This is a genomic window from Micromonospora tulbaghiae (assembly GCF_900091605.1).
Taxonomy (GTDB): Bacteria; Actinomycetota; Actinomycetes; order Mycobacteriales; family Micromonosporaceae; genus Micromonospora; species Micromonospora tulbaghiae.
Genome location: NZ_FMCQ01000001.1, coordinates 754,512 through 778,358, shown reverse-complemented (window position 1 = coordinate 778,358; position 23,847 = coordinate 754,512). Strand labels below are relative to the sequence as shown.

The window sequence follows — 23,847 nt, the reverse complement described above, 5'->3', positions numbered from 1 at the left end:
GAGAGCCACCCGTGTCACCAGCCGAGCGACTGCTCGACGCCGCCGTCGCGACCGCGCGCGGCACCGACGTACGCGCTGCCGAGCGAGCCCTCGACGGGCTCGTCGTGGCCGACGGCGCGGCGGTGGACGCGGCGCTGCTCGCCCGGCTGACCCGGGACGTGGGCCGGCTCTGGCCGCGTGGCTGGCAGCCCGCCGACCTCGACCGGCTCGCCAACCGGCGGCTCACCCCGCGCGGCGCCCGCCTGCTGCGCGACGCGATGGCCGCGCAGCGACGCACTCTGCCCGCGCCGGTCCCGGCCTGGTTCGACGAACAGCTCACCGAGACCGGCGCCTGCTGGGACGACGACACGGGCTGGCTGGACCGGCGGGCCGACGGCGACCGGATCACCGCGCTTCGGGACGCGGTCGACGCGGTCGTCCTGGTGACGGGGCTGCCGCCGATCGCGGCGCTCCGCCCGCCGCCCGGCTCGGCGGGCACCGCACTTGCCGCCGCGACGCCGAGCGGTTCCCGGATGCTCGACCGGGTACGCGCGCTGCTGGCCAAGGCCGAGTCGACCGGCTACCCGGCCGAGGCGGAGGCGTTCACCGCGAAGGCGCAGGAGCTGATGGCCCGGCACAGCATCGACGCGGCGCTGCTCGACGCCGGGGCCGAGCGCTCCGGCGGCCCGGGCGGCGTGCGGATCGGCGTCGACGCCCCGTACGCGGCGGCGAAGGCGCTGCTGATCCAGGAGGTGGCGGCGGCGAACCGGTGCGAGTCGGTCTGGTCCGACGACCTGGGCTTCGCCACGGTGCTCGGCTTCCCGGCCGACCTGGCGGCGGTCGAGCTGTTGCACACCTCGCTGCTCGTGCAGGCCACCGCCGCGATGCTGCGCGGCCGGGGTGAGCGTGGCCGGGCCGGCGGGCGGCGCACCAAGGGCTACGACGAGTCGTTCCTCAACGCGTTCTCGCTGCGCATCGGCGACCGGCTGCGGGAGGCGAGCACGGCGGCGGCCGAGGAACTCGACGACGACCGGCTGCTGCCGGTGCTCGCGGCCCGCTCCGACGCCGTCCGGGAACACGTCGACCAGCTCTTCCCGGGCACCACCCGGCACCGGCTCCAGGTGCGTGACGAGCAGGGCTGGGTCTCCGGCACCAGCGCGGCCGACCGGGCCTCGCTCGACCCGGGCCGCCCGGCGCGCCGTCCGCTTCGCGGGGGTCGCTGAACTTCCCGGGGGATGATGTCGGATCGGGCGGACCGGCTCCGACCCGTCTGCGAGGCGCCACCGCCGGTGGCCCGCACCCGAGGAGTGCACCGTGAAGTACATGCTGCTGATCTGGAACCGGCCCGGCTTCGTGGAGGAGCTGTCCGAGGCGGAACGCAACGCGATCTTCGGCGAGGTCGACGAGATCATGAAAGAGCTGACCGAGTCCGGCGAGCTGGTCGGCGGCGAGGCGCTGGCCCACCCCTCGCAGACCCGCACGGCACGCCCGGCCGCCGGCGGCGTCGAGATCACCGACGGGCCGTTCATGGAGAGCAAGGAGCAGTTCGCCGGCTACCTGACTGTCGACTGCGAGACCCCGGAGCGGGCCGCCGAGATCGCCGCGCGCTGGCCGGACGTACGGCACGGTTTCGGCGTGCTGGAGGTGCGCGCGGTGATGGAGCAGGCCGGGACGGAGATGTGACCTCCCGGGCGGTCGAGGACCTGCTGCGCGAACTCGCACCGCAGGTCCTCGGCGTGCTCGTCCGCCGGCACGGCCAGTTCTACGCCTGCGAGGACGCCGTCCAGGAGGCGCTGCTCGCCGCCGCCGTGCAGTGGCCGGAGCAGGGCCTGCCGGACCATCCCCGCTCCTGGCTGGTCACCGTCGCCACGCGCCGGCTCACCGACGAGTGGCGAAGCGAGCACGCCCGCCGGGAACGCGAGGTGGCGGTGGCGGTCCGGCAGCCCGCGTACGCGGCGGTCGCCCCGCCCGCCGACGAGGAGCCGCCCAGCGCCGACGACACGTTGCGGCTGCTGTTCCTCTGCTGCCATCCGGCGTTGCCGGTGAGCGGGCAGGTGGCGCTCACGCTGCGCGCCGTTGGTGGGCTGAGCACGGCTGAGATCGCCCGCGCGTACCTGGTGCCGGAGGCGACGATGAGCCAGCGGATCCGCAGGGCGAAACAGCGGATCGAGGCGGCCGGCGCGCGTTTCACGCTGCCGTCCCCGGCCGACCGGGACGAGCGGCTGGGCGCGGTGCTGCGCGTGCTCTACCTGATCTTCAACGAGGGCCACACCGCGTCCAGCGGCGAGGCGCTGCACCGGGTCGAGCTGACCGGGGAGGCCATCCGGCTGACCCGGGAGCTGCGCCGGCTGCTCCCGGACGACGGCGAGGTGGCCGGGTTGCTGGCGCTGATGCTGCTCACCGACGCGCACCGGGCCGCCCGTACCGGGCCGGACGGCGAGCTGGTGCCGCTGGCCGAGCAGGACCGCAGCCGGTGGGACCGGGACGCCGCCGCCGAGGGGGTGGCGCTGGTGACCGAGGCGCTCACCTGGTCGGCGCCTGGCCCGTACCAGGTGCAGGCGGCGATCGCCGCGGTGCACGCGGAGGCGCCCACCGCCGAGGACACCGACTGGCGGCAGATCGTCGCGCTCTACCGGGTGCTGGAGCGGGTCGCGCCGAACCCGATGGTCACGCTCAACCAGGCAGTCGCGGTGGCCATGGTGGACGGCCCGCGTGCCGGGCTGGCGCTGCTGGCCACACTCGACGCCGACGGCCGGACCGCGGGCCATCACCGGCTCGCCGCCGTCCGTGCGCACCTGCTCGACATGGCCGGCGACCGTGCGGAGGCGCGGGCCGCGTACCTGGCCGCCGCGCGGGCCACCACGAGCCTGCCGGAGCGGCGTTACCTGGAGGTACGCGCCGCCCGCCTGGCCGGTGAGCGGCCGCGCTGATCCGCGCCTGGACAGCACGCCGGGCCGGCCCGAAGGGCCGGCCCGGCGACGTGCACTGCGCGTACGTCAGCTCTTGAAGGCATCCTTGATCTTCTCGCCGGCCTGCTTGAGCTTGGCGCCGGCCTGGTCGTTGCGGCCCTCGGCCTCGAGGCGCTCGTTGTCGGTCGCCCGGCCGATGCCCTCCTTGACCTTGCCAGCGGTGTCCTGCGACGTGTTGTCGATCTTGTCGTCCAGACCCATGATGACCTCCACTGATGCGGTTGCCTGTCGACAACTGGTTACCCCGGAGGCCGTCCGCTCAATCCCCTCACCCGATCGGGCGAAAGCGCCGCAGCCGGAGGCTGTTGCCCACCACGAAGACCGACGAGAACGCCATCGCCGCCCCGGCGAGCATCGGGTTGAGCAGCCCGGCCGCCGCCAGCGGCAGCGCCGCGACGTTGTAGGCGAACGCCCAGAACAGGTTGCCCTTGATGATCGCCAGCGTCCGCCGGGAGAGCCGGATGGCGTCCGCCGCGACCATCAGGTCGCCCCGGACCAGCGTCAGGTCGGCGGCCTCGATGGCCGCGTCTGTGCCGGTGCCCATGGCCAGCCCGAGGTCGGCCCGGGCCAGCGCGGCGGCGTCGTTCACCCCGTCGCCGACCATGGCGACCACCCGGCCCTCGCCCTGGAGCCGCTCGATCACCGCGACCTTCTCGGCGGGCAGCACTTCCGCGATCACCTCGTCGATGCCGACCTCGGCCGCCACCGCCTTCGCCACAGTGGTGTTGTCACCGGTGAGCAGCACCGGCTTCAGGCCCAGCTCACGCAGCCGGGCGACCGCCGCCCGACTGGTCGGTTTCACCGCGTCGGCCACCGCGAGCACGCCCCGGGCCCGCCCGTCCCAGCCGGCCAGGATCGCCGTCCGGCCCGCCGCCTCCGCGCCGGTCGCGGCCCGCGCGACCTCCTCGGGTACGAAGAGACCCCGCTCTCGCAGCAGCCGGGCCCGGCCGACCACCACGGTCCGGCCGTCGACGGTGCCGGTCACGCCCAACCCCTCGGCGTTGGCGAACTCACCGACCGGAGGCAGCGCCCCGGCCTCGGCCGCGGCTTCGGCGACGGCCCGCGCGATCGGGTGCTCGGAGGCGGCTTCCAGCGCGCCGGCCACCCGGAGCAGTTCGGCGGCGTCCTCGCCGTCGGCGGGCAGCACCTCGGCCAGCGCCATCCGGCCGGTGGTGACGGTGCCGGTCTTGTCCAGCACCACGGTGTCGACCCGGCGGGTGGACTCCAGCACCTCCGGTCCCTTGATCAGCACACCGAGCTGCGCACCGCGCCCGGTGCCGACGAGCAGCGCGGTCGGGGTGGCCAGGCCGAGCGCGCACGGGCAGGCGATGATCAGTACGGCCACCGCGGCGGTGAACGCGGCGGTCGGCCCGGAGCCGGTGCCGAGCCACCATCCGAGCGTGGCGGCGGCCAGCGCGATCACGATCGGCACGAAGACACCGGAGATCCGGTCGGCGAGCCGCTGCACCGCCGCCTTGCCGGTCTGCGCCTGCTCCACCAGCCGCGCCATCTGGGCGAGCTGGGTGTCGCCGCCGACCCGGGTGGCACGGACCACCAGCCGGCCGCCGGCGTTCACAGTCGCGCCGACCACGGCGTCGCCCGGACCCACCTCGACCGGCACCGACTCGCCGGTGAGCATGCTGGCGTCGACCGCCGACGTGCCCTCCTCGACCACGCCGTCGGTGGCGACCTTCTCGCCGGGCCGGACCACGAACCGGTCGTCGACCGCGAGCCGGCCGACCGGGATCCGGGTCTCCTGCCCGCCGCGCAGCACCGCCACGTCCTTGGCGCCGAGTTCGAGCAGGGCGCGCAGCGCCGACCCGGCGGTGCGCTTGGAGCGGGCCTCGAAGTACCGCCCGGCCAGGATGAACACGGTCACCCCGGCGGCGGCCTCCAGGTAGATGTTGCCGGCGCCGTCGCCGCGGGTGATGTCGAAGCTGAACGGGTGCTTCATCCCGGGCATGCCGGCGTCGCCGAGGAACAGCGCCCAGAGCGACCAGCCGAACGCGGCCAGCGTGCCGAGCGAGACGAGCGTGTCCATGGTGGCCGCACCGTGCCGCAGGTTGACCAGCGCGGCGCGGTGGAACGGCAGCCCACCCCAGACCACCACCGGGGCGGCAAGGGTGAGGGAGGCCCACTGCCAGTAGTCGAACTGCCAGGCCGGAACCATGGCGAGCACGATCACCGGCAGGGTGAGCACGGCGGAGACCCAGAGCCGGGTACGCGCGGTGCGCAGCGCGTCCACCGGCTGCCCGGCCGGGGCCGTCTCCGCCTGCTCGGGCGGCGGCGGCACCACTGCCGTGTAACCGGTCTTCTCGACGGTGGCGATCAGGTCGGCCGGCGCGATGTCGTCGGCGTACCGGACGGTGGCCTTCTCGGTGGCGTAGTTCACGGTCGCCTCGACGCCGTCCATCCGGTTGAGCTTCTTCTCGATCCGGGCGGCGCAGGACGCGCAGGTCATCCCGCCGATGGCCAGTTCGATCAGGTTCGGCGCGGTGGGCAGCGCCTTTCCCGTGGCAGTCATCGCGGCACCTCCGGCGCTCAACTGTGCCCGTGCCCCGGGGTGCCGTGTCCGGCGTCCGGGGTCGGTGCGGTGGTGGATGCCGGCGCGGTGGGCACCGGCGCGGTCCGGTCGCCGGCCAGGACGGTGAACTCGGCGGTGTGCACCGCGTCGCCGTGCCGGAAGTCCAGGTACAGACGGTACGCCCCGGCCGAGGGCACCTCGGCGGCGAACGTGACCGCCGGACCGGCCGGTGTGCGCCCGTCGCCGGGCATGCCCTCCGGGTGCACGTGCAGGTACGCCAGGTCGCCCTGCCGCAGCGCCACCAGGTGCCCGTACGCGCCGAGGTAGGGCTGAAGGTCGGTGACCGGCTGCCCGTCGCGGCTGACGGAGAGAGTGAGCCGGCTGGTGCGGCCCGGCTCCGGCGTGCCGGTCAGCGTGACCGTGTAGCCGTCGACTGTGGTGCTGGTCACCGGCGTCGGCAGCGGCCGGGCGGCCAGCTCGCCGGGGACCGTGACGTCCAGGCCGAGGGTCAGCGGCTCCGCGCCTTCCGGGGTGAAGTCGGCGAAGGCCCGCCAGACGCCGGGGCCGTGCAGCGGCGAGGCGACCCGCCAGGTGCCGTCGCCGGTCATCTCCGGGTGGACGTGCCGGAACCCGGAGAGGTCCCGGCGGGCGACGATCAGGTGCATGCGCTTGTCGTGGGCCACCTCGAAGCGGGTGACCGGAGCGCCGTCCGGGCCGGTGATCCGGAAGGCGAACTGCCCGGCCGGGGCGGCGGCGGGCTGGAACGTGTAGCCGCGTTCGGAGACGAGCAGCCCGCCGGGCAGGTGCGCGGAGGCGCCGCTCTCGTCACCGTGGCCGGTGTCGCCGGCCCCGTGGTCGCTGTCGCTGTCGTCGTGGCGGGTCTCGGCGGCCGGGGCGACGGGATCGGCCAGGTTGCCGATCCCGTACGCCGCGCCGAACACCGCCACGAGGCCGAGGGCGAAGCCGCTGAGCTTCGTCGCCGTGTTCATGGTGTCTCCTCGGTTTCTGCGGGTCCGTCGGACCCGTCACGTACCGACGAGGTCGTAGCCGGCCTCGTCGACCGCCGCGCGGACCGCGTTCGCGTCCAGCGGGTTCTGACTGGTGACGGTGACCCGGCCGCCGGCCAGGTCGACCTGGACGTCGGTGACGCCCGGTAGCGCGCTCAGCTCGGTGCTCACCGAGTTGACGCAGTGCCCGCAGGTCATGCCGTTCACCTGGTAGGTGGTCTCCATCTCGCCCTCCGATCTGATACCCCCTAGGGGTACGTCTCGAACGTTAGCATACCCCCGAGGGGTACGGTATCCTCGGTTTCATGACCGCGCCGTCCAGCCCGACCCGGGGCTACACCGCCAGCAAGGACCAACTCCTCGCCCGGCTCCGCCGAATCGAGGGCCAGGTCCGTGGCATCGAGAAGATGGTCGAGGACGACCGCTACTGCATCGACGTGCTGACCCAGATCTCGGCCATCCAGGCGGCGCTGGACAAGGTCGGCCTGGGCCTGCTCGACGGCCACGCCCGGCACTGCATGCACGAGGGCGCCGCCGAGGGCCGGGCCGACGAGATGGCGACCGAGATGATGGCCGCCGTCGGCCGCCTGATGAAGCGCGGCTGAGCGGGGACCTCCGACCCTCGGAGCAGGGCACATCGACCCGCGCCGACGCGACCGGGCGGACGTACCGTCGAAGTGGCGGGCAGGCCGGACCGGCGGACCCGCGGTGACGGACGGAGGGCGGCCCGATGATGTGGCAGAGCCCGATGATGGGCTGGATGTGGATCTGGTCCCTGCTGGTGCTCGCGGTGCTGGCGGGGCTCGTCTGGGCGGCCGTGCGGTGGACCGGCCCGCAGTACCTGGGCCCGACGACGGCCCGGCGCATCCTCGACGAGCGGTACGCCCGCGGCGAGATCGACGAGGACGAGTACCGGCGACGCCGGGCGGGCCTGGCCTGATCCGCGCGGGCGCGCGTCACCGGCCACGGTGTCCGGGAGCGCCCGGCCGGGCTGCCTACCATGGCCGGGCGACGCCCCGGACGTGGACGACACGTCCGCGCCGGCCGGGTGACCAGACCGGCCCGGCGGACCAGGCGTCGCCGCGACCGTTGGGAGAGACGCCATGGGTGCCGACCACACCCACCCCGCACCACCCACGCCGCCGGGCGTACGACGGCTGCTCGTCGCCGTGGTGGTGCCGCTGTTCGTGATCACCGTGATCGCGGCGCTGGTGCTCTGGCCCCGGCAGGACCGGGAGCCGGTCGGCGGTGCGGACGTCCCCCGCTACCACGGCACCGTGACCCGGGTGGTCACCGAGCCCTGCCCCCCGACCCCGGAGGCCCCGGACGGTGGAGGTGGGCCCTGCGGCACGGTGACCGTCACCGCCGAGCAGGGCCCGGACGCGGGCCGGCAGGTCGAGACGCCGATCCCGGCCGGGCCGGGCGCGCCCCGGGTCGCGGTCGGCGACGAGGTCGTCCTGGTCGAGCTGACCGACCCCGCCGATCCGGCGGTGAAGTCCTACAACATCGCCGAACACCAGCGCGGTACGCCGCTGATCTGGCTGATGGTGCTCTTCGCCGCCGCGATCGTGGCGTTCGGCCGCTGGCGCGGGCTCGCCGCGCTCGGCGGCCTGGTGGCCAGCTTCGCCATCCTGCTCGGCTTCGTGCTGCCGGGCATCGGCGCCGGCCAGCCCCCGCTGCTGGTGGCGATCGTGGGCGCCGCGTTGATCATGTTCGTGGTGCTCTACCTGACCCACGGGATCACGGCGCAGACGTCGGTGGCGGTGCTCGGCACGCTCGGCAGCCTGGTGGTCACCGGCGTGCTCGGCCTGCTCGCCACGTCCGCCACCCACCTGACCGGATTCGGCAGCGAGGACGCCACCACGCTGTCCATGTTCCAGGGCGACGTGGACCTGCACGGCCTGCTGCTGGCCGGCATCATCATCGGCTCGCTGGGCGTGCTGGACGACGTCACAGTCACCCAGGCGGCCACCGTCACCGAACTGGCGCACGCCAACCCGGGGCTGTCCCGGCGGCAGCTCTACCGGGCGGCCACCCGGGTCGGCCGGGCCCACATCGCGTCCACCGTCAACACCATCGTGCTGGCGTACGCGGGTGCCTCGCTGCCGCTGCTGCTCCTACTGGTCGCGGACTCCCGCCCGGTGAGCGAGATCCTGACGAGCGAGTTCCTCGCCCAGGAGATCGTCCGCAGCGCGGTGGCCACGCTCGGCCTGATCGCCGCCGTACCGCTGACGACCGGACTGGCCGCGATCGTGACGACCGCCGGACGGCGCTCGCGCGGCGCGGAGCCGGCGGCGCCCGCGGCCCGACCGCCGGCCGGACGGGACGACGCGCTGGAGGCGCTCGGCGGCGGGAAGAGTACGGAGGCCGCATGGTGACACTCCGCAGCGTGACCATCGATTTCAAACGCGACGCTGGTCACGGTGCGCCACGGCGAAATCTCGCTATTGGTCGGCTTCCGGACGTAGATCCTCAGGAGTGCTGTCAGGTAACCTCGCTGCCGGTCACCGCCGAAGGCGCGCACCGGCGCCAGCGGTGCCGCCGCCCAATCGCCCGCGGGCGAGCCGGGGAACCAGGTACATGGGGTGAATCCGCAACAGCGGTAGGGGCCACTTCCGTCCCGAACCCGTCAGCTAACCCGGTCGGCGGCCGACGGAAGGGAACACTGTGACGGCACCCCTGCGCCGCTGGCTGACACCCGTGGTGGCCGTGCTGGCCTCGCTGGCCGTGCTGGCCGGGCCGACCCCGGCGACCGCGGCCCCCACCGCGGCGGCCCCCGGCACTCCCTCGGGACACGAGGAGGACGGCGAACCGCCACTCATCACCGAGGCGATCGACGCCGCCAACCGGAACTTCCTCCAGGCCAAGGCGAAGCTCGCCAAGTCGCAGGACCGCCAGCGGCGGCTGGCGGCCGAGGTGAAGACGGCACAGGCCGAACTCGAAGCGCTCAGCCCTCAGGTCAACCAGCTCGCCGCCCAGTCCTACCGGACCGGCCGGATGGGCGCCATGGCGATGCTGCTGGAGAGCAACTCGCCCGACTCGTTCGTCCGCCGGGTCAACGCCCTGGACGAGCTGAACCTCCTCAACGCGCAGCGCCTGGCCGCCATCAACGCGGTCAAGACCCGCGCCGAGCAGGCCAAGATCGCGCTCGACGCCGAGGTGCGCGAGCAGGAGAAGCAGAAGAACGCGATGGAGCGCGAGAAGGTGCAGGCCGAGCGCGCGCTGAAGCTCGTCGGCGGTCTCGGCTTCACCGGCGGCCTGGTCTCCGCCACCTCACCGGTCGCCAAGATCGCCCCCGGCCGCACCGCCGACGGCGGATGGAAGGCCGAGTCGTGCAGCGAGGACGACCCGACCACCTCGGGCTGCGTCACCCCGCGCACGCTGCACGCGTACAAGGAGGTCCGGCGCGCGGGCTTCAAGCGCTTCGTGGGCTGCTACCGGTCCGGCGGGCCGTGGGAGCACCCCAAGGGCAAGGCGTGCGACTGGTCGCTCCAGAACAGCGGCTTCGCGCCCTGGCACAACAACGACACCCGCCGGTACGGCAACGAGGTCGCCGCCTTCCTCATCCGCAACGCCGACCGGCTGGGCATCTACTACGTCATCTGGAACCGGCAGATCTGGTTCCCGGCCACCGGCTGGAGTTCGTACAGCGGACCGTCGAACCACACCGACCACGTCCACATGTCGCTGCTCTGACCGGGACACAGCGAAAGGGGGCCGTCCTCGGGCGGCCCCCTTTTTCGTCTTCCCTACCGGTCAGCCGGCCAGCGCCGGGTCGGCGGGCGCCGCCGGAGCGGGCAGCGGAGCCGGGGCCTGCGCCACGGTCCGCACCTCGCCGCCGGCGAGCCGGTACGACATGCCCACCACCGTGCACCGCCCGGCCGCCACCCGCTCGGCCAGCACGGCGGAGCGGGCCAGCAGCGTCTCGACGGTCTGCGCGATGTGCACGTCGATGATGCCGTCGAGGTCGTCGACGCCCTGGCGGGAGGCGCGCAGCAGGCTGGGCGAGACCGCGTCCACCACCGCGCCCAGGTGCCCGACCAGGGCGGCGCCGGTCCGGAACCCCTCGCGGGCGGCCTGGACCGCGCCGCACGAGTCGTGCCCGAGCACCACCACGAGCGGCGTGCCGAGCACGGTGACGGCGTACTCGACGCTGCCGAGCACCTCCGGCCCGGCGGTGTGCCCGGCCGTACGCACCACGAAGAGGTCACCGAGACCGCGATCGAAGATGATCTCGGCGGCGAGCCGCGAGTCGGAGCAGCCGACGATCACCGCGAAGGGATGCTGACCGTCGGCGACCGCCGTCCGGTGCCCGGCGTCCTGGTTCGGATGCTGCGGGGCTCCGGTGACGAACCGGTGGTTACCGGCACGCAGTTCGGCCAGTGCCTGCTCCGGGGTGCTCGGCGTCATGTTCCTCACCTCGTCTACCTGGGGAACCACCAGGCCTAACGGCCTCGCGACCCACGGTCACACGCACCTCGGGGCCCGTCAAGATTCGTGATACGCATTTCATACTTTCCCGTTGCCGCTCGCCTCGGCCCGCGCCGATTCGGCCGAGGGCGGCGGTGGCCATAGCATGGCCACCATGGCGACCACACCAGTTGAGGACGGGAGCCGCCGTAACTGGACCTTCCTCACCAACCACGGCCATGTGCTGCTGGCTATCGCGCGCAACCCCACCGCCCGGCTGCGCGACGTGGCCGACGAGGTCGGCGTGACCGAACGGGCGGCCCAGGCCATCGTCGCCGACCTGGAGGCCGGGGGCTACCTGCGGCGTACACGGGTGGGACGGCGCAACGAGTACACGATCAACCCGAAGGGCCGTTTCCGGCACCCGGCCGAGGCCGACCAGCAGGTCGGCGCCCTGCTCGCCCTCTTCGCCGCCGAGCCGGCCGGGGACGCCACCGCCGACAGGTGACCCGGGCCGGGCACACGTGTGCCGCGCGCGGGCGGGTGCGGCGGGTAATCTCAGCGCGTGCGCGACAGCTTGCGGCCGGGCGCGACCACGGGACGCGTCCGGGCCGGACACCGGATCAGGTCCGTCCTCTCCGGAGCAGCGGTGACCGCCCTGCTCGGCGGCGCGCTGGCGGTGCCCGCGCCCGCGCAGGCCGCCCCGAAGTGCGGCCCGGGCGGCGGTCCCGCGCCCACCGAGGTGCCCTGGGCGCTGAGCCGCCTCGACCCGGCCGCCGCGTGGCGGCTGGGCAAGGGCGCGGGGATCACCATCGCCGTGATCGACTCCGGGGTCTCGCCCACCCATCCCCTGCTGCGCGGACGGGTGCTGCCGGGTGAGGACTTCAACCAGCTCGTACGCCTGAAGGGGCAGTGCGACCTGGTCGGCCACGGCACCATGGTCGCGGGCATCATCGCCGGCCGGGAGGGCACCGGCTCGCCGTACACCGGCATCGCGCCGGAGGCGAAGATCCTGCCGCTGCGGGTGCTGGCCGAGAACAAGGAGAACTTCGACCCGGACGTGCCGGCCGAGATCGGCAAGGCGATCCGCTGGGCGGTCGACCACGACGCCGACGTGATCAACCTGTCCCTGGTCACGCTCGACGACCCGGCGCTGAAGTCCGCGGTGCAGTACGCGCTCGGCAAGGACGTGGTGGTCGTCGCCTCCGCCGGCAACCGGCAGGAGAACCGGGAGGACCGGCCGGCCTATCCGGCGGCGTACGACGGTGTCGTCGCCGTCGCCGGGATCGACGAGCAGGGCGGGCACGTCGGCAGCTCGGTCAGCGGGGACTATGTGGACATCGCCGGACCCGGCCTGAACATCGTCGGGCCCGCGCCGCAGGGACCGGGATACCGGGCCGAGCCGCAGGGCGGGACGAGCTTCGCCACCGCGTACGTCTCCGGGGTGGCCGCGCTGGTGCGGGCCGCACACCCGGACATCAGCGCCGACGAGGTCGCCTACCGGCTGACCCGTACCGCGGACAACCCGCCCGACGGGCACAACGCCGACGTCGGCTACGGGATGGTCAACCCGTACCGGGCGGTCACCAGCCTGCTGGGCACCCGGAACGACCCGCCGCTGGGCGCGATGCCGCCACCGGCGCCGCCGGCCGACCCGCTGGCCTGGCAGCGCACCGTCGCGATCTGGGTCGCTGTCGTCGGCGCGCTGCTGGCCGGCGTCCTGCTGACACTGCGCCCGATCCTGGTACGCGGACGCCGGCGCGGGTGGCGTCCCGGCCGGCGCGACGTCCCGCAGGACGCCTGACAAACACGACGGCTCCGCCCGGCACGAGCCGGAGCGGAGCCGCTGTGGACCGGTCCGAGGTCAGTTGCCCCAGACCTTGGAGTTGCTCATCTCCGTGGTCATGTAGTTCTCGCGCGCGATGCCCACGGCACCACCGATCTCGTTCAGGACCTTGTTGATGTCCCGCACGGCGGCGTCCCACTGGGCCTGGTGCTGCTGGTAGGCGGCCCGGTCCTGGCCCTCCCACTCGAGCTTGGTCAGCATCGCCCGCAGCGTGTCCAGCTTCTCGTCGATGGTCCGCGAGATGGCCTGCATCTGCTGGTTGCTGCTCTCCAGAACAGCGTAATCAACCTTGATGCTCATCGATTCCTCCTCTGCCTGTCTTCGCGGATCACGGGTTGAGAGCAGAGTGGAACTTGTCCAGCATCTGCTGCTGCTCTTCGTCGTTGACCTGGTGCGTGGTGCCCGACTTGTCGAGCAGGTCCGCGATGTTGTCCATCGCGGTCAGCAGCTTCGTAGTGTCCTCGTTCCAGCGAGTCATCAGGCTCTGGAAGCCCGTGGACGCCTGGCCCTTCCAGGCCATCGCCAGGTCGTCGACCACGTTCCACAGCTTCTTGAGCTCGCCGTCGACATCGCTGCGCGTGGACCGCACGTCACTCGCGGCGGTGTGCAGAGTCGCTGCACTGACCTCGAACGCCATGCTTCACACCCTTCCGTCATCTTGTGGCGGCGGTTCCGCCGCGCCCTCCCCCGCGGCAAGGCGTGCACACCCCACCGACGGACACTTCATCCGAACCGTAGCGGACGATGTCCAACCCGCGCAGCCCTGCCTGTCCCATCGTCGTATTCCGACAGCCCCGAATCGACAACGCGATCCGGCATTCTCCGTACGAGTTGGACGGTCCTTCTGAGCTCAGGATCGTTCGCGCGACGATTTGACGATCGTCGACACGCCGAAGACCAGCACCGCGACCAGCAGCACCACAACGGCCCACAGCATCGGCTTCTCGAACGCGCGCTGGAACGACAGCACCAGCAGCGCCGCGCAGGTGCTCAGCGACACCACCTCGGCGGCCCGCCGCAGCCGCGCCGAGCGGGTCAGCGCGGCGAACAGCATCAGGACAACGAAGACCGGGATGGTCAGCAGGACGTACAGCAACAGCGAGAAGAGCAGGGTGTCCATGCGTCGCTCCCGTCACCCGTAGAACTTGGCGTCCCGCACCCAGTCGATCTTGATGTCCTTGATGTCCGGGTCCGAGCCGGTCGGCGCCCAGCCGGGGCGGGAGTCCGCGGCGAAGGTGAACCGGTTGTCGGTGTGGAAGGCGGCCAGCAGCGCGTGCAGCAGCGCGCTGATCTCGCCGAAGACCAGGACCAGGACGGCGGCGGTGGCGGTCAGCCCGACGATGCCGATGGCCTGGGCCAGCGCGGTGGTGGCGGGAAAGAACTGGAGCGCGATCGAGGCGATCACCGCGACCAGGATCGGCATGAGCGCCTGGGCCAGCCCGGAGATCGCGTCGTTGTAGGCATCCCGGGCGGCGGTGAGCGTGTCCCGGTTGGCGGCGAACGCCTCGGCCAGCGAGTTGATCTCCGCGCCGAGCTTGCGGAGGAACAGGTCGAACGCGTCCCGGTCGTCGAAGTCCCACTCCGCCGCGTCCGGCGGAACCGCCGCCATGGCCGCGCCGAACTGGTCCGCGCCGAGCAGGCGGGCGGCCTCGTCCCACTTCTTGATCGACTCGTTGACCTGCTGGTTGTCGAACGACTCCAGGTAGAGGATCGCGCCGATCAGCGCCGCCGAGGCGACGATCCAGACCAGGTTGCCCTTGGCGACGGCCGCCGCCGACCGGACCGGAGCCGTGGTCTCGGCGACCGTCACGGTGCCGGTCACCGTCCCCGAGGCGTTGGCGATGAGGATCTCCGGTGGCATCAGGCGTCCTTCCCGTCGCGGACCCGGCCGGTCACTTGACCACCCAGGGCTGATCCGACCTCTCCCAGTTCTTCGCGCTCTGTTCGAGCTGCGCGGCGGCCCTGCGCAGATGCTCCACGCCGGTACGGACGTTGTCCAGGTGCCCGTCCACAGCCGCGTTGTGCCGCTCCACCGCGCCGGTGCCGAACCAGCTCAGCGCGCCGCCGGGCAGCTTGACCTCGCCCAGCAACGTCTCGACGTTGCGCAGGTATTGGATCGGGCCGTCCGGGGCGTCGAGCATCCGACCCGCCTTCCGGATCGCGTCGACGTCGACGGTGTTCGGCATCGCCGGCCTCCCTCTCGCTCAGCGCCGCAGGTTGCGGGTCGGGTCGGACACGTCCACCCCGAACTGACGGAACCAGTCCTCCGGGGTCAGCGTGCCGTCCTGCGCCCGGCGGACCATCTCGGAGTCGCCGAGCATCTCACTCAGCATCTCGCGCTGGCGCTCCTCGAAGGCCGCGTAGGCCGCGTCGATCGCCGCCTGCATCGCCTCGGCCAGGGAGAAGCTGTCCAGCCGCATCGCCCGCGCGTTCAGCTCGATGTCGCCGACCTTCATGTCGCCGTCCACCGTCACCCGCACCAGCCCGTCCGGGCTGTCCCCGGTCACCCGCAGCTCGGCGCGCTGCCGCTGGAGATCGGCCAGCCGGCGCTGCTGTTCCTGCGCCTGCCGCAGCAGGCCCTCCATGGCCGCACCGAAACCCGACGGGCTGCTCACCTGCGCCCCTCTCCACTCGCGACGATCGATCGGCCCGACGCTACCGGACCCGGCCGCCCGCCGTCCGTCCCGTCAGGCCGGTTCCGTCCACGCGGTCTGGATCAGCTGCTGACCGTCGCGGCGACGGACGAGTGTGCCCCGGCCCGGCGGCTGCGGGGTCGGCCGCAGGTTGCCGAAGACCGCACCCTCCTCCCGGCTGCCGGACATCAGCAGACCCGGCGAGTCCAGCTCGCGCAGGCGTTGCAGCACCGGCTCGTACAGCGCCCGGGCCACACCGCCGACCCGGCGCGTGATGATCAGGTGCAGGCCGATGTCCCGCGCCTGCGGCAGCAGCTCGTGCAGCGCGCTCAGCGGGTTGCTGCCGCCGGAGGCGACCAGGTCGTAGTCGTCCACCAGGATGTACAGGTCCGGGCCCTTCCACCAGCTCCGGTCGCGCAGCTGCGCGGTGGTCACGTCCGGGCCGGGCAGCCGGTTCTGGAGCGCGCTGCGGATCGAGCCGAGCCCCTGGCTGAACACCTGGTTCGACGGCGCGTAGTCGAGCAGGTGGTCACCCTCGACCGCGCCCAGCAGGCCACGCCGGTAGTCGGCGATGACCAGCCGCGCCTGGGCCGGGGTGTACCGCTCGGCGATCCCCCGGGCGATCAGCCGCAGCAGGTTCGTCTTGCCGCACTCGGCGTCGCCGAACACGGTCAGGTGCGGCTCGCCGGCCAGGTCCAGGTAGACCGGGGCGAGCGCCGACTCGTTGACGCCGATCGGGATACCCGGGGCGGACCGGTCGACCACCTTCGCCAGCTCGGTGACGGTCAGCTTGCGCGGCAGCAGCCGCACCTTCGGCGCCGGCTGCCCCGGCCAGTTCGCCGCGACGTGACCGGCGAGCGCCACCGACGCCTCGGTCAGGTCCTCGATGTCACGCTTGCCGTCGATCCGCGAGATCGCGGTCAGGAAGTGCAGCTTGTCCCGGGTCAGGCCGCGGCCGGGCGCGCCCACCGGCACGTTCTGCGCGGCCCGCCGGTCGATCTCCGACTCGGACGGGTCACCGAGCCGCAGCTCCAGCTTGGTGCCGAGCAGGTCCCGCATGTTGATCCGGATCTCCGCCCAGCGCACCGCCGTGATCACCACGTGGACGCCGAAGCCGAGGCCCCGGTTCGCCAGGTTCGTGATCGTCTGCTCCAGCTCCTCGTACTCCTGGCGCAGCGTGTTCCAGCCGTCCACCACGAGGAAGACGTCACCGAACGGGTCGTCGGCGAACTCACCGGCCGCCCGGCGGCGCCGGTAGCTCGCCACCGAGTCGATGCCGTGCTGGGTGAACCGGTTCTCCCGCTCGTCGATCACGGCGACCACCTCGGCCACCGTCCGCCGGACCGCCTCGACGTCCCGCCGGCCCGCGACACCCGAGGTGTGCGGCAGCCCGTCCAGGCTGCGCAGCGCGCCGCCGCCGAAGTCGAGGCAGAAGAACTGCGCCTCGCGCGGCGTGTGGGTGAGCGCCAGCGAGGCCAGCATCGAGCGCAGCATGGTGCTCTTGCCGCTCAGCGAAGCCCCGACGATCACCACGTTGCCGCCGGCCCCGGCCAGGTCGACCATCATCGGGTCGCGGCGCTGCTCGTACGGCCGGTCCACGATGCCGACCGGCACGGCGAGCCGGCCGCGGCCCGGCCAGTCGGCGGTGGTCAGGCCGTACGTCGGGTGCACGCTCAGCTTGGGCAGCAGCTCGGCCAGCCCGGACGGCTCGGCCAGCGGCGGCAGCCACACCTGGTGCGCCGGCTTGCCCCGGCCCTTGAGCTGGTCGATCAGCACGTCCAGCATCGCGACCGCCTTGCCGTCGCCGGACTGCTCCGGCTCCGGCGTGGCCTCCGCCGGGCTCGGCAGCGCCGGTGCCGGCACGTAGTCGATGCCGTACGGGACGATCCGGCGCTGCACCTGTGCCCGGGTGGAGCGCTGCACCTGCCCCGGCGCCCGGTACGGGCCGGACACGTACGCGGCGCGGAACCGCAGCATCGTCGCGGTGTCCGTCTTCAGGTAGCCGTGACCGGGCGCGCTGGGCAGCTCGTACGCGTCCGGCACGCCGAGCACGATCCGGCTCTCCACGGCCGAGAACGTGCGCAGACCGATCCGGTACGACAGGTGCGTGTCCAGGCCGCGCAGCTTGCCCTCCTCCAGCCGCTGCGAGGCGAGCAGCAGATGCACGCCGAGCGACCGGCCGAGGCGGCCGATCATCACGAACAGGTCGATGAAGTCCGGCTTGGCGGCCAGCAGCTCGGAGAACTCGTCACAGATGATCAGCAGGCTGGGCATCGGCTCCAGCGGCTCACCGGCGGCCCGCGCCTTCTCGTAGTCGTACCGGGAGACGTAGTTGCCCGCCGCGCGCAGCACCTCCTGCCGGCGGTTCATCTCACCGGCCAGCGCGTCCCGCATGCGGTCGACCAGCGGCAGCTCGTCCGAGAGGTTGGTGATCACCGCGCTGGTGTGCGGCAACGCGTCCAGCGAGGCGAAGGTGGCGCCGCCCTTGAAGTCGACCAGGACGAAGTTCAGCTCCTCCGACGAGTGCGTCACCGCGAGCGCCGCGACCACCGTACGCAGCAGTTCGCTCTTGCCGGAACCGGTCGCGCCGATCACCAGGCCGTGCGGGCCCATGCCCTCGTGCGCGGACTCCTTGAAGTCCAGCTCCACCACGTTGCCGTCCGGTCCCAGGCCGAGCGGGATGCGCAGCCGGTCGCGGTGGCTGCGCGGACGCCAGGTCTGCCGGGTGTCCACAGTGGCCGCGTCGCCCACGCCGAGCAGGTCGGGCAGCTCCATGCTGCGGGCCAGCGGCTCGTCGGTGCTCGCGCCCTGCTGCTGGGAGAGCCGGAACGGGGCGATCTGCCGGGCCAGCCCCTCGGCCGCGCTCAGGGACAGCCGGTCCGGCCGGCCGAGCCGCGACGTGGCGGTGCCGCGGACCAGGTCGAGCCCGGTGCCGTCCCCGGCGTCCAGGCAGAGCAGCCAGCGGCCGGCGTCGCGCGGGACCGCGCCGGACAGGTCGAACACGGTCGTGCCGAGCAGGCCCGGCCCGGTCAGCGCGCAGGTCGCCGAGACCTCGCCGCCGTCCAGCACCACCACCACGTGCGGCGCGGTGGTCAGCGGCTTCGCCTCCGGCGCGAACCGGGGCCGTCCGCCCAGGTCCTGGGCCAGCGCGGTCTCCGCCTCGTCCAGCGCGGCGAACACCATCCGGCGCGCGCCCGCCGCGTCCGTACGCCCCGGGTGCTGGGCGTGCGGCAGCCACTTCACCCAGTCCCAGGCCGCCTGCCGGTCCGGCGCGGCCACCACGACCACCAGGAGATCCTCCGGGGCGTGGAACGTGACCAGCTGGCCCAGCGCGGCCCGGGCCAGGTCGAGCACCGGCTCCCGGTCGCCGCGCAGGGCGATCCGGCTGAACGCGCGCAGCGACAGCGCGGTCGGCAGGTCCGGCACGTTGGAGTGGGCCCGGACGAACCGGCGCAGCGCGATCGCGCTCATCGGTTCCAGGTCCTCCACCGGCTTGGTCTCCGGCGGCACGATCTCCACGGCCAGCCGCTGCGGGCCGAGCGCGATCCGCACCTCGCCGAAGTCGTCCTCGGTGATCCGCCGCTCCCAGAGCCGGCGGGATGCGGCGATCGACCAGAGCGCGTCCGGCTCCGGGTGCCGCCACGTCATCGCGGCGCGCTGCTGCTCGGCGGCCCGCCGGGTGCGCTTGCGCATCTGCGCGAGATAGCGCATGTAGTCGCGCCGCTCGGCGTTCAGCTCGGCCTTGTCCTTGCCGCCGTTGCCGAGCGTACCGATCGCCATGCCCAACATGGACACGCCGAACAGCCCACCCGCGACGTACGTCATCATGCCGCCGCCCCGGCCGGCGTAGAGGAACGCCATCGCGCCGACGCCGCAGAGCATCGGCAGGATCATCAGCACCTGGCCCATGCCCTTGGCCTGCGGCTCCGGCAGCTCGGGCGGGGACTCCAGCAGCACCTCGCCGCGCGGCAGCGCGGGCCCCGGTTGACGCGGAAGTCGGCGGAACACCACCGTACTCACGGCTCTCCCCTCCCCAGAAGTGGCCCTGATCGTGGTCTGCCACCGCCGGTGAGCGTCGGGTGGGCAACCTGTGCGACCGCCATCGTAGGTAATCTCCCGGTGGCGTCGTGGACCCGTAGGGGGCGACGCCGACGGCCCAGCGGATCGTATGCGAGCACGAGGAGGCCACTGTGGCGACGAAGACGGCGACCGGTGGGCTGAGCCGGATCACCATCGTGGCGCCGCGTACCAGGATGGATCTGGCGCTGCCGTCCGACGTGCCGCTCGCCGACCTGCTTCCCACGCTGCTGCGGTACGCCGGCGAGGACCTGGCCGACGAGGGCGTGCGGCACGGCGGCTGGGCCCTGTCCCGGCTCGGCGGTCAGCCGCTCGACGGCGGCCGGACCGCGGCGCAGCTCGGCGTACGCGACGGCGAGGTGCTCTACTTCAACCCGCGTGCCGCGACCGCCCCCGAGATCGTCTTCGACGACGTGGTGGACGCGGTCGCCACCTCCACCACCCAGCGGGCGGGCGCCTGGCAGGTCGGCACCACGCGGGTGTTCGCGGTCCTGCTCGCCGCCTCGGCGCTCGCCGCGGGCGCGGTGGCGACCCTGCTGACCGGCCCGCCGCAGCTACCGGGCGCGGCCGCCGCGTTCGTGGTCGCGGTGGCACTGCTGGTCGGCGCCGCGGTGCTGTCCCGCGCCGCCGGCGACAGCCGCACCGGCGCGGTGCTGGCCCTGGTGGGGGTCGGTTACGCGGGCGTCGGCGGCCTGCTGGTGCTCGCCGGGGACCGGACGCTCGGCGAGCTGGCCAGTCCGCACGTCCTGCTCGCCGGCACCGCCGTGGTGGTCTTCGGCGCGATCGCCGCGCTCGCCGTCGGTGACCGCCTGCCGCTGTTCCTCGGCGCGGTGGGCGTGGGCGCGGCGGTCGGCCTCGGCGCGGTGCTCAGCCTGGCCTTCGACATCGGCGCGGCGGCCTCGGCGGCGGTGGTCGCGACGGTCGCGTTCGGCGCGCTGCCCGCGCTGCCGATGCTCGCCTACCGCCTGGCCCGGCTGCCGGTGCCGTCCATCCCCACCGGCCCGGACGACCTCAAGACCGACACCGAGTCGGTGGACGGGCCGTCGGTGCTGCGCAACAGCGAGCGCGCCGACGCGTTCCTCACCGGTCTGCTCTGGACCGTCTCGCTGCTGGTGCTCGGCGGCGAGGTGGTGCTGGCCGGGAACGGCCGGCTCCCGGCGGTCCTGCTCTGCCTGGTGCTGGCGCTGCTGTCGCTGCTGCGGGCACGCCCGTTCCTCAGCCGCGCCCAGCGCACGCCGGTGCTGCTGTCCGGCACCGTCGGCCTGGGGCTGGTCGCCGCCGCCACGTTCGCCGCCGGCTCGCTGGCGGTACGGCTCGGGCTGATCCTGGGCGGCCTGGCCGTGCTGGCCGTGATCAGCCTCGTCTACGGCCTGACCGTGGCCGGCAAGCGGATCTCCCCGGTCTGGGGCCGGACCCTGGACATCGTCGAGATCCTGCTGATCATCGCGCTGGTGCCGCTGGCCGTCTGGGTCTGCGGCGCGTACGGCTGGATCGTCAACCTTCGACCGTGACGGTCCCCATCGCGGTGCCGACCGGCGCGGTGGCGTAGACGCCGGGGCCGTGCTGGCCGTCCAGCGGGCGGGCCGGCACGCCCGCGCGCCGGGCCATCTCCCGGACCGCCTTCACCAGCGCCTCGGCGTGCCCGTCCATGGCTGCCACCCGCAGCAGCGGCGGCACCCGCCGCCCGCCCGGGAGCACCACCGCGGCGACCGTGTGCGAGGGCGCGGAGGTGGCCGTGACCGCGTCCACGAGTGCGCCGAGCGAACCGTTGGGGCGTACCCGCAGGGCCAGGCAGCGCTGCGTCCAGCCGCCCCCGCGCAGGCTGGTCCACGTCTCCACCGGGGACTCCGGCGCCAGGTCGAGCCCGGCCCCGGACACCACGGCCGCGTGCAGCTCGTTCCGGTCGAGCACCCGGTGACCGAGGCCGGCGGCGTTGAGCGCCTTGCCGACCCGGCCCACCCCGGCCGCCACCGTGCGGTGCACGCCGCGCAGGCCGCCGCCCCGGCTCACCGCCTCGGCCCGCGCGTCGGACACCGACAAACGCAGCGCCACCCACACGGTCCGGTAGGCCGACGGCGGCGCGCCGGGCGCCGGGTACCAGACCAGGGTGTGCGAGACGACCTGGGTCTGGGTGACCGGGCCGGAGAAGTCGGCGAGCACCGCGAGCGCGCGGTCCACCACCGCCGCCTCGATCGAGCCGGCGGGCGCGCCGGGACGGCCGGTCAGCGCCAGCGCGGCGAACCAGCCCCGGTCGTCCTGCCCGATGCCGAGCCGGGTGCCGCGCTCGGTCAGCTCCACCACGGTCAGCTCCGGGGCGAGCGCGGCCAGCCTCGGGTCACCACCGGGCTCCGCGCCCCGGGCCCGGTCGCGGCGCCGGCGCAGCCGGCGGCGGAGCATCAGATCCTCGTACCACCAGCGGCCGCCCCGGCGCGCGAACGCCGCCGCCACCGCCAGCAGCGCCGGCACGCCGACCGCAGCGATCAGCCAGGCCGGGCCGGCAGTGGCGAACCAGACGGCGAGCGCGGCGCACTCCACCACCACGAGCTGCCCGACCACGACCGGGCCGAGCCGTCCCCGGCGGCGCTTGTCGGCCGGGGTGACCGGCCGGTCCGGCGGTGCGGCGGGAACGGTGGCGGTACGACCGGGTGGCGCCTGGAGCTGCGTCATCGGTGTGCGTCCCTTCTGGACATCCTGGGCATCCGCCGGGCGGGTGCGGCCGTTCGGGCGGCGGACGGGGTCCGGCGCACCCCCGACGGCCCCTTATCGTAGGGAAGCCCGCGGCGCCGTTCGGACCTGTCGCCGTGGACCCACCCCCGCCGGAGGTTAGTCATGCGGACCCGCCGCGATCAGGTGCAGGCGTACCGCTTCGTCACCCGCCGCATCGTCTCGGCGCTGCTCTCCGGTGATCCGGAGACCAACGAACTGCCGATGCGCCGCCTCGGCATGGCGGTGTTCGGCAGCGTCATCGCGGCGGCCGTGGTGCTCGGCGGCGTGGGCGCGTACGGGCAGCTCACCAGCAACTCCGCGCCGCTGGAGCCGAACACGCTGGTGATCGAGCGGGAGACCGGCGCGACGTACTACTTCGGCGAGGACGAGGTGCTGCGCCCGACGCTCAACTACGCCTCGGCGCGGCTGATCGTCAACGACGCCGCGGCGCAGCCACGCACCATGTCCCAGGCGTCGATTAAGGACCGTCCGCGCGGGCGGCTGGTCGGCATCGTGGGCGCCCCGGACGACCTGCCCGATCGAAAGTCACTGGTCGGGCTCCCCTGGTCGGTGTGCGACGTGCCGGACCCGAACGACCCGCAGCGCTCCACCACGCACCTGGTGATCGACCGGGCGCTGCCCGGCGGCACGGCACTCACCGACCGGGCCGTGGTGGTGCGGACCAGCGACGCCCGTTACCTGCTCACCGGCGGTTCCCGGCTGCGGGTCGCCGGCGACGAGCAGGCACTGGTGGCGTTGAAGATGGCCGGCGCGACGAACCTGACCGTCGGGCAGCAGCTGCTGAACGCGGTGCCGGTCGGGCCGGTGCTGCGCAAGCCGGCGATCGCCGGGGACGGCAGCGCGAGCGGGCTCACAGTGGCCGACCGGCCGGCCCGGATCGGCCAGGTCTACCAGGCCGCCGGCCAGTACTACGTGCTCACCCGGCAGGGCCTGGCGACCGTCCGCGAGGTCACCGCGCTGCTGCTGCTCGGCAGCGGTGGCGAGGTGACGCAGATCACTCCGGACGAGGCGGGCCGGCTCCTCACCGACCAGCGCCTGGACGCGGACGGCCTGCCGGCCCGGCTGCCGACGCTGCACGAGGTCCGCCCGGGGCGGACGGTGCTCTGCGCCACCTACCGCCCCGGCCCGGCCGGTCAGCCGCCGACCACCACGCTGGAGGTCTTCGACTCCCCGCCGGCCGAGCTGACCTCGGCGACCGCGATGCCGGCCCGGCAGGGCGCCCGGGACGCGGTACGCACCGCCGAGAGCGTGCTGCTGCCCGGCGGCAAGGGCGTGCTGGTGCAGGCCACGGCCGGGGAGAGCGGCAAGGCGGCGGCCGGCTCGACGGTCTACCTGATCACCGCCCAGGGCATCCGCTATCCGCTCGGCACCGCCGGGGGCGACGCGAGGAGCGCGCTCGGGTACGGCGACGTGACGCCGCTCGCCGTACCCGCCTCGCTGCTGGCGCTGGTGCCGACCGGCCCGACGCTGTCCCGCGAGGACGCGATGACCTACTTCGATGCGTCGACGCCGCCGGGGGCCACCGCGACGCCCTCGGCCGGTGGCGGGGCGGCGCAGGTCCAGGGCGGTTGACCGACTCTCGGCCGATCCGAAGTGGAGGATCTCCGTCACGGGTCGCCCGGGTTGGCTCGCTTCGACTAACCTGAGTACGGCGAACGGTTATCGACGATGACTA

At 73.7% G+C, this 23,847-nt stretch carries 24 protein-coding genes and 1 riboswitch; of the genes, 11 read left to right on the top strand and 13 right to left on the bottom strand.

Annotation, left to right across the window (positions count from 1 at the left end):
• Positions 1-11: 11 nt before the first annotated feature.
• The 3 genes from GA0070562_RS03770 to GA0070562_RS03760 all read left to right on the top strand — a co-directional run bounded on the left by GA0070562_RS03770 (position 12) and on the right by GA0070562_RS03760 (position 2,909).
• Positions 12-1,202 (top strand): DUF2786 domain-containing protein, encoded by a 1,191-nt coding sequence (locus tag GA0070562_RS03770; RefSeq protein WP_091414845.1) that lies wholly within the window; start codon positions 12-14, stop codon positions 1,200-1,202.
• Between the two features lie 100 nt (positions 1,203-1,302).
• Positions 1,303-1,662: a YciI family protein gene (locus GA0070562_RS03765; RefSeq protein WP_225853158.1), complete on the top strand. Its 360-nt coding sequence runs from the start codon at positions 1,303-1,305 to the stop codon at positions 1,660-1,662.
• A complete protein-coding gene (locus GA0070562_RS03760) occupies positions 1,659-2,909 on the top strand; it encodes an RNA polymerase sigma factor (protein ID WP_091414840.1) in 1,251 nt (416 codons plus the stop codon). The genes GA0070562_RS03765 and GA0070562_RS03760 overlap by 4 nt, the downstream gene beginning before the upstream one ends.
• A gap of 66 nt (positions 2,910-2,975) precedes the next feature.
• Here the strand turns inward: GA0070562_RS03760 and GA0070562_RS03755 are convergent, their stop codons facing one another.
• The 4 genes from GA0070562_RS03755 to GA0070562_RS03740 form a co-directional block, all read right to left on the bottom strand.
• Positions 2,976-3,149 carry a CsbD family protein gene (locus tag GA0070562_RS03755; RefSeq protein ID WP_091416163.1) on the bottom strand — a complete coding sequence of 58 codons (174 nt, stop codon included), beginning with the start codon at positions 3,147-3,149 and terminating at the stop codon, positions 2,976-2,978.
• Positions 3,150-3,216: 67 nt separating this feature from the next.
• Positions 3,217-5,472 (bottom strand): heavy metal translocating P-type ATPase, encoded by a 2,256-nt coding sequence (locus GA0070562_RS03750; RefSeq protein WP_091414838.1) that lies wholly within the window; start codon positions 5,470-5,472, stop codon positions 3,217-3,219.
• Positions 5,473-5,489: 17 nt separating this feature from the next.
• On the bottom strand, positions 5,490-6,461 hold the full coding sequence (locus tag GA0070562_RS03745; RefSeq protein ID WP_091414836.1) for a hypothetical protein: 972 nt from the start codon (positions 6,459-6,461) through the stop codon (positions 5,490-5,492).
• Positions 6,462-6,497: 36 nt separating this feature from the next.
• Complete coding sequence (locus GA0070562_RS03740; protein ID WP_091414834.1) at positions 6,498-6,704, bottom strand: heavy-metal-associated domain-containing protein; 207 nt, start codon at positions 6,702-6,704, stop codon at positions 6,498-6,500.
• Between the two features lie 80 nt (positions 6,705-6,784).
• Here GA0070562_RS03740 and GA0070562_RS03735 point away from each other — a divergent pair, with 80 nt between their 5' ends.
• The 4 genes from GA0070562_RS03735 to GA0070562_RS03720 all read left to right on the top strand — a co-directional run bounded on the left by GA0070562_RS03735 (position 6,785) and on the right by GA0070562_RS03720 (position 10,175).
• On the top strand, positions 6,785-7,084 hold the full coding sequence (locus GA0070562_RS03735; protein ID WP_013283780.1) for a metal-sensitive transcriptional regulator: 300 nt from the start codon (positions 6,785-6,787) through the stop codon (positions 7,082-7,084).
• A gap of 125 nt (positions 7,085-7,209) precedes the next feature.
• Positions 7,210-7,419, top strand: a complete 210-nt coding sequence (locus GA0070562_RS03730) for an SHOCT domain-containing protein (protein ID WP_030503502.1) — start codon at positions 7,210-7,212, stop codon at positions 7,417-7,419.
• A 163-nt stretch (positions 7,420-7,582) separates the two neighbouring features.
• Entirely contained in the window at positions 7,583-8,857 is a 1,275-nt protein-coding gene (locus GA0070562_RS03725) for a YibE/F family protein (protein WP_091414832.1), read from the top strand.
• 154 nt (positions 8,858-9,011) lie between these two features.
• Positions 9,012-9,142, top strand: a riboswitch (cyclic di-AMP (ydaO/yuaA leader).
• Between the two features lie 4 nt (positions 9,143-9,146).
• A complete protein-coding gene (locus GA0070562_RS03720) occupies positions 9,147-10,175 on the top strand; it encodes a coiled-coil domain-containing protein (RefSeq protein WP_091414831.1) in 1,029 nt (342 codons plus the stop codon).
• A gap of 60 nt (positions 10,176-10,235) precedes the next feature.
• On the opposite strand, the gene GA0070562_RS03715 is transcribed toward GA0070562_RS03720, so the two are convergent.
• A complete protein-coding gene (locus GA0070562_RS03715; protein ID WP_091414829.1) occupies positions 10,236-10,889 on the bottom strand; it encodes a carbonic anhydrase in 654 nt (217 codons plus the stop codon).
• Positions 10,890-11,055: 166 nt separating this feature from the next.
• On the opposite strand from GA0070562_RS03715, the gene GA0070562_RS03710 reads away from it, so the two are divergent.
• Together GA0070562_RS03710 and mycP are read left to right on the top strand one after the other, a co-directional pair.
• Positions 11,056-11,397, top strand: a complete 342-nt coding sequence (locus tag GA0070562_RS03710; RefSeq protein WP_091414826.1) for a helix-turn-helix transcriptional regulator — start codon at positions 11,056-11,058, stop codon at positions 11,395-11,397.
• Between the two features lie 57 nt (positions 11,398-11,454).
• A complete protein-coding gene (gene mycP, locus GA0070562_RS03705; RefSeq protein WP_225853156.1) occupies positions 11,455-12,693 on the top strand; it encodes a type VII secretion-associated serine protease mycosin in 1,239 nt (412 codons plus the stop codon).
• Between the two features lie 60 nt (positions 12,694-12,753).
• On the opposite strand, the gene GA0070562_RS03700 is transcribed toward mycP, so the two are convergent.
• From GA0070562_RS03700 to eccCa, 7 genes are all read right to left on the bottom strand, one after another.
• Positions 12,754-13,035, bottom strand: coding sequence for a WXG100 family type VII secretion target (locus GA0070562_RS03700; RefSeq protein WP_013283773.1), 282 nt, complete (start codon positions 13,033-13,035; stop codon positions 12,754-12,756).
• Between the two features lie 28 nt (positions 13,036-13,063).
• Entirely contained in the window at positions 13,064-13,372 is a 309-nt protein-coding gene (locus tag GA0070562_RS03695) for a WXG100 family type VII secretion target (RefSeq protein WP_091414823.1), read from the bottom strand.
• A 213-nt stretch (positions 13,373-13,585) separates the two neighbouring features.
• Positions 13,586-13,855, bottom strand: coding sequence for a hypothetical protein (locus GA0070562_RS03690; protein WP_091414820.1), 270 nt, complete (start codon positions 13,853-13,855; stop codon positions 13,586-13,588).
• Positions 13,856-13,867: 12 nt separating this feature from the next.
• The gene (locus GA0070562_RS03685) at positions 13,868-14,596 is read right to left on the bottom strand and encodes a hypothetical protein (RefSeq protein WP_091414818.1); all 729 of its coding nucleotides are present in this window, start codon (positions 14,594-14,596) and stop codon (positions 13,868-13,870) included.
• A 31-nt stretch (positions 14,597-14,627) separates the two neighbouring features.
• Positions 14,628-14,921 carry a hypothetical protein gene (locus tag GA0070562_RS03680; protein WP_091414816.1) on the bottom strand — a complete coding sequence of 98 codons (294 nt, stop codon included), beginning with the start codon at positions 14,919-14,921 and terminating at the stop codon, positions 14,628-14,630.
• Positions 14,922-14,939: 18 nt separating this feature from the next.
• Positions 14,940-15,350, bottom strand: coding sequence for a YbaB/EbfC family nucleoid-associated protein (locus GA0070562_RS03675; RefSeq protein ID WP_091414813.1), 411 nt, complete (start codon positions 15,348-15,350; stop codon positions 14,940-14,942).
• Positions 15,351-15,422: 72 nt separating this feature from the next.
• The gene (gene eccCa / locus GA0070562_RS03670) at positions 15,423-19,388 is read right to left on the bottom strand and encodes a type VII secretion protein EccCa (protein ID WP_091414811.1); all 3,966 of its coding nucleotides are present in this window, start codon (positions 19,386-19,388) and stop codon (positions 15,423-15,425) included.
• A gap of 170 nt (positions 19,389-19,558) precedes the next feature.
• Between eccCa and eccD the strand changes: the two genes are divergently transcribed.
• Entirely contained in the window at positions 19,559-20,956 is a 1,398-nt protein-coding gene (eccD, locus tag GA0070562_RS03665; RefSeq protein WP_091414808.1) for a type VII secretion integral membrane protein EccD, read from the top strand.
• Here eccD and GA0070562_RS03660 read toward each other — a convergent pair.
• Positions 20,940-22,112 (bottom strand): type VII secretion protein EccE, encoded by a 1,173-nt coding sequence (locus tag GA0070562_RS03660; protein WP_091414806.1) that lies wholly within the window; start codon positions 22,110-22,112, stop codon positions 20,940-20,942. The two genes, eccD and GA0070562_RS03660, sit on opposite strands and share 17 nt — an antisense overlap.
• A 162-nt stretch (positions 22,113-22,274) precedes the next feature.
• Between GA0070562_RS03660 and eccB the strand changes: the two genes are divergently transcribed.
• Positions 22,275-23,744 carry a type VII secretion protein EccB gene (gene eccB / locus GA0070562_RS03655; protein WP_091414803.1) on the top strand — a complete coding sequence of 490 codons (1,470 nt, stop codon included), beginning with the start codon at positions 22,275-22,277 and terminating at the stop codon, positions 23,742-23,744.
• The last annotated feature ends 103 nt before the right edge of the window (positions 23,745-23,847 follow it).

What these genes read in the sequence shown, in the direction of transcription:
- GA0070562_RS03715 (WP_091414829.1), bottom strand. Translation starts at nt 10,889, where the DNA reads ATGACGCCGAGCACCCCGGAGCAGGCACTGGCCGAACTGCGTGCCGGT.
- GA0070562_RS03685 (WP_091414818.1), bottom strand. Translation starts at nt 14,596, where the DNA reads ATGCCACCGGAGATCCTCATCGCCAACGCCTCGGGGACGGTGACCGGC.
- GA0070562_RS03695 (WP_091414823.1), bottom strand. Translation starts at nt 13,372, where the DNA reads ATGGCGTTCGAGGTCAGTGCAGCGACTCTGCACACCGCCGCGAGTGAC.
- GA0070562_RS03750 (WP_091414838.1), bottom strand. Translation starts at nt 5,472, where the DNA reads ATGACTGCCACGGGAAAGGCGCTGCCCACCGCGCCGAACCTGATCGAA.
- GA0070562_RS03725 (WP_091414832.1), top strand. Translation starts at nt 7,583, where the DNA reads ATGGGTGCCGACCACACCCACCCCGCACCACCCACGCCGCCGGGCGTA.
- GA0070562_RS03700 (WP_013283773.1), bottom strand. Translation starts at nt 13,035, where the DNA reads ATGAGCATCAAGGTTGATTACGCTGTTCTGGAGAGCAGCAACCAGCAG.
- GA0070562_RS03730 (WP_030503502.1), top strand. Translation starts at nt 7,210, where the DNA reads ATGATGTGGCAGAGCCCGATGATGGGCTGGATGTGGATCTGGTCCCTG.
- GA0070562_RS03740 (WP_091414834.1), bottom strand. Translation starts at nt 6,704, where the DNA reads ATGGAGACCACCTACCAGGTGAACGGCATGACCTGCGGGCACTGCGTC.
- GA0070562_RS03735 (WP_013283780.1), top strand. Translation starts at nt 6,785, where the DNA reads ATGACCGCGCCGTCCAGCCCGACCCGGGGCTACACCGCCAGCAAGGAC.
- eccB (WP_091414803.1), top strand. Translation starts at nt 22,275, where the DNA reads ATGCGGACCCGCCGCGATCAGGTGCAGGCGTACCGCTTCGTCACCCGC.
- GA0070562_RS03710 (WP_091414826.1), top strand. Translation starts at nt 11,056, where the DNA reads ATGGCCACCATGGCGACCACACCAGTTGAGGACGGGAGCCGCCGTAAC.
- GA0070562_RS03765 (WP_225853158.1), top strand. Translation starts at nt 1,303, where the DNA reads ATGCTGCTGATCTGGAACCGGCCCGGCTTCGTGGAGGAGCTGTCCGAG.
- GA0070562_RS03680 (WP_091414816.1), bottom strand. Translation starts at nt 14,921, where the DNA reads ATGCCGAACACCGTCGACGTCGACGCGATCCGGAAGGCGGGTCGGATG.
- GA0070562_RS03660 (WP_091414806.1), bottom strand. Translation starts at nt 22,112, where the DNA reads ATGACGCAGCTCCAGGCGCCACCCGGTCGTACCGCCACCGTTCCCGCC.
- GA0070562_RS03755 (WP_091416163.1), bottom strand. Translation starts at nt 3,149, where the DNA reads ATGGGTCTGGACGACAAGATCGACAACACGTCGCAGGACACCGCTGGC.
- GA0070562_RS03745 (WP_091414836.1), bottom strand. Translation starts at nt 6,461, where the DNA reads ATGAACACGGCGACGAAGCTCAGCGGCTTCGCCCTCGGCCTCGTGGCG.
- GA0070562_RS03690 (WP_091414820.1), bottom strand. Translation starts at nt 13,855, where the DNA reads ATGGACACCCTGCTCTTCTCGCTGTTGCTGTACGTCCTGCTGACCATC.